Consider the following 8,167-nt stretch of genomic DNA (forward strand, 5'->3'; position numbering starts at 1 on the left):
CCACAGTGTCTGCGCCTGCGGCGCGCAGCAGCGGCACCGTCTCGTGGCGTATGCCGCCATCGGCGGCAAGGATGATGTCGGCCTCGCGGCCGGCCTGTCGCATCAGCGCGCGCGCCTCGACCAGCCGCGGGCAGGCCTTTTCGGACAGGCTCTGCCCCTTGACGCCGATCGAGGTGCCGAGCAGCGTCACGAAGGCGACGTCAGGCAGGAACGGCTCGATAGCGTCGACCGGCGTTTCTAGCCGCAGCACCACGCCCGCCTCGGCGCCGAGCTCATGCGCCAGTTTCACCGCGCGCAACCCGGCCTCGCCGTTTTCGGCGTGGATGGTGACGAGGTCGGCGCCGGCCTCGATGAACTGGCGCGTCTGCGCCTCGACGATTTCCGCCTCGACCATCAGATGCACATGGATCGGTTTGGCGGTCAGCCTGGCGATGCGTGCCACCAGATCCGGGAAGAACAGGAAGCCGGGGGTGAAGCGGGCGTCCGCCACGTCGATGTGGTGCAGGTCGGCATGGGCTTCGATCCGCTTCAGGTCGCGCTCCATGTTGGCGAGATCCGCCGACCAAAGCGAGAATTCGCCGATGAGCCGGTTGCGCGGCAGCGCGGCTATGGCCGCGGGTCCGGAGAGAAGTTTGGCGATCATGACGGAATGAGGCTCCGGGCTTTCGAGTGGGAATGAAGGAAGAAGTTGATCTGCTCATGCAGCTCGGCGAAATGCTTCGCGCTGTCGCGCGCCTTGGGCGTTACTTTCGTGAAGGTCGCGCCGGGTATTGCCGCAGCCAGTGCATGGGCAGTCGACAATGGGTGCACGGCATCGATTTCGTTGCCGATGACCAGCGCCGGAATGTCGAGCGCGGCAGCGTCGCGTTCCGAAACGCCGGGTCCATCGCCGGCGATGTCGGCAAGCACCCGCGCGAAGGCTTTGGCGTCGGGCCGGTCGAAATAGCCATGCAGCGAAGCGAGATTGTCAGGCGCGTCGCGGTAGAGCCGCGTGGCGGTCTCGGATTGCGCGAAGATCCTCCTTGCCTCGTCGGCGCTATGTTCGAGGATGAGCTCGGCGACCTCGGCGATCGGCTGCATGTTCTGCGGCGCTGGCGAGAACGTCCATGCCGGCCGCACCAGGATGAGGCCAGCGACGCGCTCCGGATGACGGCAGGCGAGACGAAGCGCAATTCCTGCGCCCATCGAGATGCCGCCGGCAACGAAGCGGTCGAGGCCGGCCCGGTCGGCCGCGGCAAGCACATCGTCGGCGAACATTTCGAACGAGAACGGTCGCCGTTCACCGAAGCCTGAGCCGCCATGGCCGCGGCATTCCAGCGTGAGGCGGCGGAAGCCGGTGGGGCAAGTCTGGGCGACCTGCGCCTCACCGCCGCCGAGCCCGTGCTGGAACACCACCGCCGGGCCTTCGCCCCTGTCGGTGCGGAGCAGCGTCGCGCCGTCGCGAAGAAGCGCAATCTGGCCCGCCATCACACCAGCTCCTTGAGAAAACGCGCGACGCCCGGCGCCTCCCTGGCCGAGAGCCCATGCGTCACCAGCGGCCCGTCGAAGCCTGTGGCTTTCAGCCGGGCGATGAAGTCGGCGAAGTCGACGACGCCCTGTCCGGCCGTGGCAAAGCGGCCGTCGGCGAAGCGGTCCTTGGCATGCGCCAAAGAGACATGGCCAGCCACGCACTCGACCGCTTCGGCAACGATGGAGCGTGCCTGTTCGGCATTCGCCCGCTCGAACAGATTGGCTGGATCGAGCACGATGCGCAGCCGCTTCGAGCCCATCTCGCCGATCAGTCGTATCGCGTCTTCAGCCGATGTGACGATGTTGGCTTGTTCCGGCTCGATGCCGAGATCGATGCCGTGGCGCTCGGCAAGCCGAAGCGCCTTTTCCATCTCGCGCGCCATGTCGGCCCAGGCCGGGATCGGAATTGTCGGGATGGTACGCCCACTGATCCTCGGCGTTGCGCGTCCCGGTGCAGAGCGTGACGAGCGGGATCGAAAGCCTGGCCGCGGTTTCGATGACAACCGCCAGCCGTCGCAGTCCGTCCTGGCGCATCCGGCTGTCCGGATGCGCCATGTTGTATGTGCCGGAGAGAGCGACGAGACTGATTCCGGTCGCTTTGGCAGCGGCACCGACAGTGTCGATCGCCGCGTCCGGAACCGCGTCCGGCATCGACGGCAGGCCGGCGCAGGCGAGGTTGAACTGCGTGGCCGCGAAGCCCGCATCACGGACAGCGGCAAGCACGCCGGTCGGCTCGCTGCCCGGGAAAGTCTTGGCGAACACGCCGACCTGCATCAGACCGCTCCCGTCACGCTGGCGAGCGCGACGCGCTCGCCGCTCTCAACCGAGCGGGCGATCGCTACCATGGCGCGTATCGAGGCGAGCCCATCCTCGACCGTGGCGCCGCGCTGCGGCGCGCCGTTGAGCACCGTGTCGGCGAGGCCTTCCAACTGGCGACGGAAGAAATGGCCGTCGGCGCCGAGCGGCTTGCGCGAGGTCGCGTCCTTCTCGTGGAAGATGTCGACCTCGCTGGCGCGGAAATACCAGGGATTGAAAGTCTTCGCGATCACCGAGCCGTTCTGGCCATAGAGCTGGAAGCCTTCGTGCCAGTCCATGCGCACGGCGACGGTGAGGTCGAGATGGCCGAGCGCGCCATTGGCGAATTCGGTCTCGACGAACCAGCAATAGGCGCCGAAGCGCTCGTTGAGGCGGGCACGAACGGCGGTGATCTCGCCGCACAGGAAGCGGGCCGTGTCGACGAGATGCGAGCCATGCGCCAGCATGAAGTACTGCCGCAGGTCCGCCTTCGGATTGCCGCCCGGCTTCTTCGCCAGCTTGCTTGTGATAGGCAGCGGCTGCACCGCGTCGGTGTTGGTATAGCGATGGGTGGAATCGCAATACCAAGCCTTGAGCGCCAGGATCTCGCCCATCTCGTCGCGCACGAAATCGCGCGCCGCTTCCAGCGCCGGGTCGAAGCGCTTCATGTGCCCGACCTGCAGCACCTTGCCCGAGCGTTTGACCGCTTCGGAAAGCTTTTCGCCTTCCTCGACCGAGACGCCGATCGGCTTTTCGCACAGCACATGCTTGCCCGCTTCCAGCGCCTTGATCGACATCGGCACGTGATAGGCGTCCGATGTGGCGACAATCACCGCCTCGAGCTCCGGATCGGCGAGCATCTCGTCATAGTCGCCATACATCTTGCGCGGCTCGTAGGTGGCGCCCATCCGCGCCAGCAGATCGGGCGCCGCATCGCAGATCGCGTAGAGATCGGCGTTGCTTGCCTTCACGCAGGATTCCAGATGCGCGAATTGCGCGATCGGCCCGCAGCCGAGCACACCGACACGAAGGCGACGGTCTTGCTTGTGGATCATCGTCTCACGCCCCGTAGCCGCGCATGGTCTGGCGGTTGGTCTTGACCGCGCCGGCCGGATCGGCGGCGGCAGTCTCGGATTCCTCCTCAAGCACCAGCCAGCCGTTGAAGTTGGGGGCAGCACTTGCGATCTCGATCACCTTTGCCGTGTCGCAGACGCCCTTGCCAAGCATAGCCCAGGTGCCGTTCGCATCGACGTCCTTCAGATGCACGTAGCGGATGCGGTCGCGATAGGTCGTGAGCGTGTCGGCCATGTCCTTGTGGCCGCGCAATATGTGCCCCGTGTCCGGCACCCAGCCGACCAGCGAAGCGTCGATCAACCCAAAGATGCTGTCATAGTCGGCGCGGTCGAACAGCAGCGTGTTGTGGTGCGAGCTCGGATGCACCGCGACCTGGACGCCGGCCTTGCGGCCGAGCTCGCCGGCACGGTTGTAGACTTCCGCCGCGATGGCAAACTTGTCCTCGCGCGGACCGTCCGACATGACCGTCGCCGAGCCCATCGACACCAGCGTGCCCGGAAAGGCGGCGGCGAAGTCGATCCAGCGCTTGGCTGTGTCGAGGTCCTCGCCGATTTTCTCTTTGAGCGTAAAGCCGCTTTTCGAACCGAAGGCGAAGGAGACGAGCGTGAGGCCGGACGCCTTCAGCGCGGCGGCGAATTCGGCCGGCTTGCCGGCATAGCGGCCGATCATCGTGTCGGTGATCTCGATGCCAGCATAGCCGCCGTCGGCGATCGCCTTGATGAGATCATCGGGGCCGCCGGTGAACCGGTCTCCAAGCATTTCCCAGGTGAAGGTCTGGCAACCGACTTTGAGGTCTCTCACGTTCATCCTTTCATTCCTTGGTTCTCTGCGGGACGTGCCTATTTGACCGAGCCCGCGGTCATGCCGGCGAGGAAGAACCTCTGGGCAATGAGGTAGATCAACAAGAGCGGCAACGAGCCGAGCACGCTCATCGCCATCATCTGGTTCCATTCGAAAGCGTGCTGCCCCATCAAAAGCTGGATGCCGATGGGGACGGTGCGCATGGAGGTCGACTTCGTCAGGGTCAGCGCGAAGAGGAATTCGTTCCAGCACAACAGGAAAGTATAGACAGAGGTCGCCACGATGCCAGGCAACGAGATCGGCACGATCACCCGCCAGAGCGCTGTCCAACTGGTGCCGCCGTCGACGGCGACAGCTTCGTCGAGATCGCGGGGCAAGGTGTTCAGATAGCCCGTCATCAAAAGGATCGCGTAGGGCAGGGTGAAGACCAGATAGGTCAGGATCAGCGCGATATAGGTGTCGAAGATGCGATACGAGACGACGAGCCCGAAGAAGGGGATCAGAAGCGTGATCGGCGGGATGGTCTGCGTGCTGATGATGAGGGTGTTCAGGCTGCCCTTGCCACGGAAATTGAAGCGGCTGAACCCGTAGGCCGCCAGCAAGGCGATCAGCACCGTCAGCACAGTCACCACGAAGGCCACGAAGTAGCTGTTGAAGAAGAAGCGCAGCTTGACCGGGTCGCCAAGGATCTCTGCATAGGCTTCCAGCGTGAAGGCCTTCGGCAGGATGGTCGGCGGCAGGGCGAAGATCTCGGTGTTCGATTTGAACGAGCTGCTCAGCATCCAGTAGATCGGGAAGGCCGCGAAAAACAGCCCCGCGACAAGTGCGATATGCAGCGCGACGGTGATCAGCCTGTCCTTCGTCGTGTGCCTTTTCCTCATGGTGATTACCGGGCCTTCTGATAACGGATGTAGAACAGCGTCAGGCCAAGCGAGATCAGCAGGATGACCACGGCGCTCGCCGACGCCTGGGACAGGTTGTAGCTCGAGAACGCCAGCTTGTAGGTGTAGGTGCTGAGCACCTCGGTCGAGTAGATCGGACCGCCGCCCGTCGTGATCCAGATCAACGGGAAGACCTGCATCGTCCAGATGAAATCGAGCAGCGAGATGCTGATGATGATCGGCATCAGCTGGGGAATGGTGATGAAGATCAGCTTCTGGTAGGCCTTCGCCCCGTCGATATCGGCGGCCTCGTAGAAATCCTTGGGAATGCCCTGCAGGCCCGCGAGCAGGCTGACCATGAATAGCGGGTAGCCCGCCCAGATATTGGCGAAGGTGACGGCATGCAGCGCCGTCTTGGGCGAGGAAAACCACTCGATCTTGGAGCCGATGAGACCCAGCTGCATGAGAATGCTGTTGACGACACCGTTGGGCTCGAGCAGCAGGCGCCAGATCACCGCTATGATCACCGCGGTGAAGAGCCAGGGCAGTATGTAGAGCACGCGCAGGATATTGCGCAGCGTCGGGTTGATGCGGTCGCTGTTCAGCATGAGCGCGAAGATCATGCCGATGGTCATGTGGAAAACGACGCTCATGCACGTGAAGTAGAGCGTGTGCCATAGCGAGGCCCAGAACACGGGATCGGCAAAGATCGCCTGGTAGTGTTTCAGCCCGGCAAAGGATGAGTCGCGACGCAGCACCGCGCTGTTCTGGAACGAATAGGAAATCACCGTCACCATCGGCAGCAGCATCAGCAGGCCGATGATCACCAGCGAGGGCGACAGATAGAGATAGGGTGCGACCGTTCGTTTCAGTCTGTGACGGGAGCGCTTCTGCCGGGTCATGTGCCAACCTTGGGATACGCCTTCGAGAGAAGGCGAGCTTCGCGAACACTCGCGTCGCCGGTACGTTGTTGCCGGGAGGCCTGCCCGAAGTCAGGCCTCCCGGTCGAAGATCGTGAAACAGGCCGATCAGAATTTAGCCGTCCATCCTTTCTGAGCGTTGGCCGCGGCTTGTTCCGGAGACTGCTCGCCGGCCAGCATCTTCTGGGCTTCGACGTCGAACTGGGTCATCAGGTCTTCCGCCACCGGCAGACCCGTGAACTCATTGGCGAGGTAACCGGTCTTGAAGATTTCGAAAGCCTTGCCGAAAGCCTTGTCCGAGGTCACGAAGTCCGGCTTGGCGTTGACATTGCCCGGGAAGGCGTTGGCCAGCGACACCAGATTGGCGTTGACCTTCTCGCTCATCAGATATTGGACGAGTTTCCAGGCCTCCTCCTGATGCTTCGAGCCGGCGGAGATGCCGATGCCCCATGAGGCGTAAGGAAGGCCGCGCTTGCCGTTGTAGTTCTCCACGACCGGGACCGGAATGAGGTCGAAGTTCAGCTTCGGATTGCGCTTGCGGATGAGGTTCACATGCGCGAGCGAGTCGATCATCATCCCGACGCGGTCGTTGACGAATTCCTCGACCTTTTCCTGTTCGGTCTTGGTGGCGATGCCGGGCGAGATGGTGCCCGCGTCATTGAGCGATTTGACGAAGGTGAGCATGTCCACCACCGGCTTGCCCTCGAGGGCGGGCTTGCCGTCGGCCATCATCGATTGGCCCGATGCCCAGACCCACGACATCATGTCGTTCTGGACGCCGGACGGCGACTGCAGCGACAGCGGCAGCACCCAACCATACTGGTTCTTGTCGGCATGGGTCATCTTCTTGGCGGCTTCGAGGAACTCGGCGCGGGTCGATGGCAGCTTGGTGACGCCCGCCTGGGCGGCGAGGTCAAGATTGACGAATACCGGATAGACGAAGGAAGCGACCGGGAACATCACGGCCTTGCCGTCCACCTTGATGATGTCCGCGACTTGCGTCTTGTCGAACTTGCTCGCATCCATCATCGGGTTCATGTCGGCGAGCGCGTTCTGCGCGTTAAGATTGTTCACCCAGGCGCCATCGAGGCCGACGACATCGCTCAGCGTTCCGGTCGCCGCGCCGACCGAGATCTGATCCCGCGTGGCGGCATAGGGGCCACTGACCAGCGTCACCTTGATGCCGGGATTCGCGGCCTCGAATTCGTCCATGATCTTCCGCAGCGAGCCTGCGGGCAATTCGGGCTCCCACCATTGGGCGAATTCCAGGGTCGTGTCCGCCATGGCGCTGGTTGCGCCAAGCAGCCATGCGGCCGCGGCCATCTTCAGCATGGCGGGCTTTATCCGAAATGTCATTTTCTCCTCCTTCTTTGAGATCGGCCGCACAATGCGGGCGATCGTCTGGTTTATTCAGCAGTCTTCATTCGCAGGCGCCTCGCTCCCGCCTGCTGGCCTTGCCGCAAATCTTCAGATCGCCAGATGCGTTTCGGGATCGAAGAAATGGAGCTTGGTATCATCCAGGGCCAACCGGATTTCCGAGCCGGAGCGGACTGCGCTTTCCGGTTCGAATTTCGCCACCGCATTCGACGCCAGGCCGAAATCCCTCACCGCGTCCGGGTCGCCTGAATCCACCCGGACCGCGTCGATGTTGAGATGGACGATGTGTTCGGACCCGAGCTCTTCGATCGAGGTCACCTTTGCAGGGATCGTCTGGTATTTGCGGCCGGATTCGAGGCTGCTGTCATAGAGATGCTCGGGCCGGATCCCGAACACGATCTTGCGCCCCGCATACGACCTCAAGCCCGGTCTTCGCTCGAAGGCTGCATCCCGCAGCTGGATGGCGAAGGTGCCGGCCGTCAGTTCGTCGCCCGTCAGCGTCCCTTCGAAAAGGTTCATCGAAGGCGAGCCGATGAAACCGGCGACGAAGGCGTTCACCGGCGATTCATAGAGCCGCTTCGGTGTGTCGACCTGCTGCAGCACGCCGCCTTTCAGCACCGCGACCCTGTCCCCCATCGTCATCGCTTCGGTTTGGTCGTGGGTGACGTAAATAGTCGTCACGCCGAGCTGCTTCTGCAGGCTTGTGATCTCGGCGCGCATTTGCACGCGCAGTTTTGCGTCCAGATTGGAGAGCGGCTCGTCCATGAGAAAAGCAGCCGGCTCGCGCACCATGGCGCGGCCCATGGCGAC

Annotated in this window: 7 protein-coding genes and 2 pseudogenes; all 9 read right to left on the reverse strand. The window is 63.2% G+C overall.

From position 1 onward, the window contains the following. Positions 1-643: D-allulose-6-phosphate 3-epimerase (locus tag EOA27_RS12460; RefSeq protein WP_127256298.1), on the reverse strand; the 643-nt coding region annotated here is incomplete at its 3' end. After that, entirely contained in the window at positions 640-1,467 is an 828-nt protein-coding gene (locus tag EOA27_RS12465) for an alpha/beta hydrolase (protein ID WP_126081270.1), read from the reverse strand. The genes EOA27_RS12465 and EOA27_RS12460, both read right to left, overlap by 4 nt. Continuing rightward, positions 1,467-2,283, reverse strand: a pseudogene (locus EOA27_RS12470) (sugar phosphate isomerase/epimerase family protein). Before EOA27_RS12470 ends, EOA27_RS12465 begins: the two are co-directional and overlap by 1 nt. Then, positions 2,283-3,359 carry a Gfo/Idh/MocA family oxidoreductase gene (locus EOA27_RS12475; protein WP_126081272.1) on the reverse strand — a complete coding sequence of 359 codons (1,077 nt, stop codon included), beginning with the start codon at positions 3,357-3,359 and terminating at the stop codon, positions 2,283-2,285. Before EOA27_RS12475 ends, EOA27_RS12470 begins: the two are co-directional and overlap by 1 nt. Positions 3,360-3,363: 4 nt before the next feature. Further along, entirely contained in the window at positions 3,364-4,185 is an 822-nt protein-coding gene (locus EOA27_RS12480; protein WP_126081273.1) for a sugar phosphate isomerase/epimerase, read from the reverse strand. A gap of 32 nt (positions 4,186-4,217) precedes the next feature. Beyond that, positions 4,218-5,060 (reverse strand): carbohydrate ABC transporter permease, encoded by an 843-nt coding sequence (locus EOA27_RS12485; protein ID WP_126081274.1) that lies wholly within the window; start codon positions 5,058-5,060, stop codon positions 4,218-4,220. Between the two features lie 5 nt (positions 5,061-5,065). Continuing rightward, positions 5,066-5,962, reverse strand: coding sequence for a sugar ABC transporter permease (locus EOA27_RS12490; RefSeq protein WP_126081275.1), 897 nt, complete (start codon positions 5,960-5,962; stop codon positions 5,066-5,068). Between the two features lie 126 nt (positions 5,963-6,088). Further along, on the reverse strand, positions 6,089-7,336 hold the full coding sequence (locus EOA27_RS12495) for a sugar ABC transporter substrate-binding protein (protein WP_126081276.1): 1,248 nt from the start codon (positions 7,334-7,336) through the stop codon (positions 6,089-6,091). Between the two features lie 111 nt (positions 7,337-7,447). Continuing rightward, a pseudogene (locus tag EOA27_RS12500) lies at positions 7,448-8,167 on the reverse strand (ABC transporter ATP-binding protein); the annotation flags it as partial.

Origin of the sequence: Mesorhizobium sp. M2A.F.Ca.ET.037.01.1.1, assembly GCF_003998075.1 — a bacterium.
Classification (GTDB): domain Bacteria; phylum Pseudomonadota; class Alphaproteobacteria; order Rhizobiales; family Rhizobiaceae; genus Mesorhizobium.

Bases quoted from the DNA above. Each gene is read 5' to 3' on its own strand.
- EOA27_RS12465 (WP_126081270.1), bottom strand. From the start codon at position 1,467: ATGGCGGGCCAGATTGCGCTTCTTCGCGACGGCGCGACGCTGCTCCGC.
- EOA27_RS12475 (WP_126081272.1), bottom strand. From the start codon at position 3,359: ATGATCCACAAGCAAGACCGTCGCCTTCGTGTCGGTGTGCTCGGCTGC.
- EOA27_RS12480 (WP_126081273.1), bottom strand. From the start codon at position 4,185: ATGAACGTGAGAGACCTCAAAGTCGGTTGCCAGACCTTCACCTGGGAA.
- EOA27_RS12485 (WP_126081274.1), bottom strand. From the start codon at position 5,060: ATGAGGAAAAGGCACACGACGAAGGACAGGCTGATCACCGTCGCGCTG.
- EOA27_RS12490 (WP_126081275.1), bottom strand. From the start codon at position 5,962: ATGACCCGGCAGAAGCGCTCCCGTCACAGACTGAAACGAACGGTCGCA.
- EOA27_RS12495 (WP_126081276.1), bottom strand. From the start codon at position 7,336: ATGACATTTCGGATAAAGCCCGCCATGCTGAAGATGGCCGCGGCCGCA.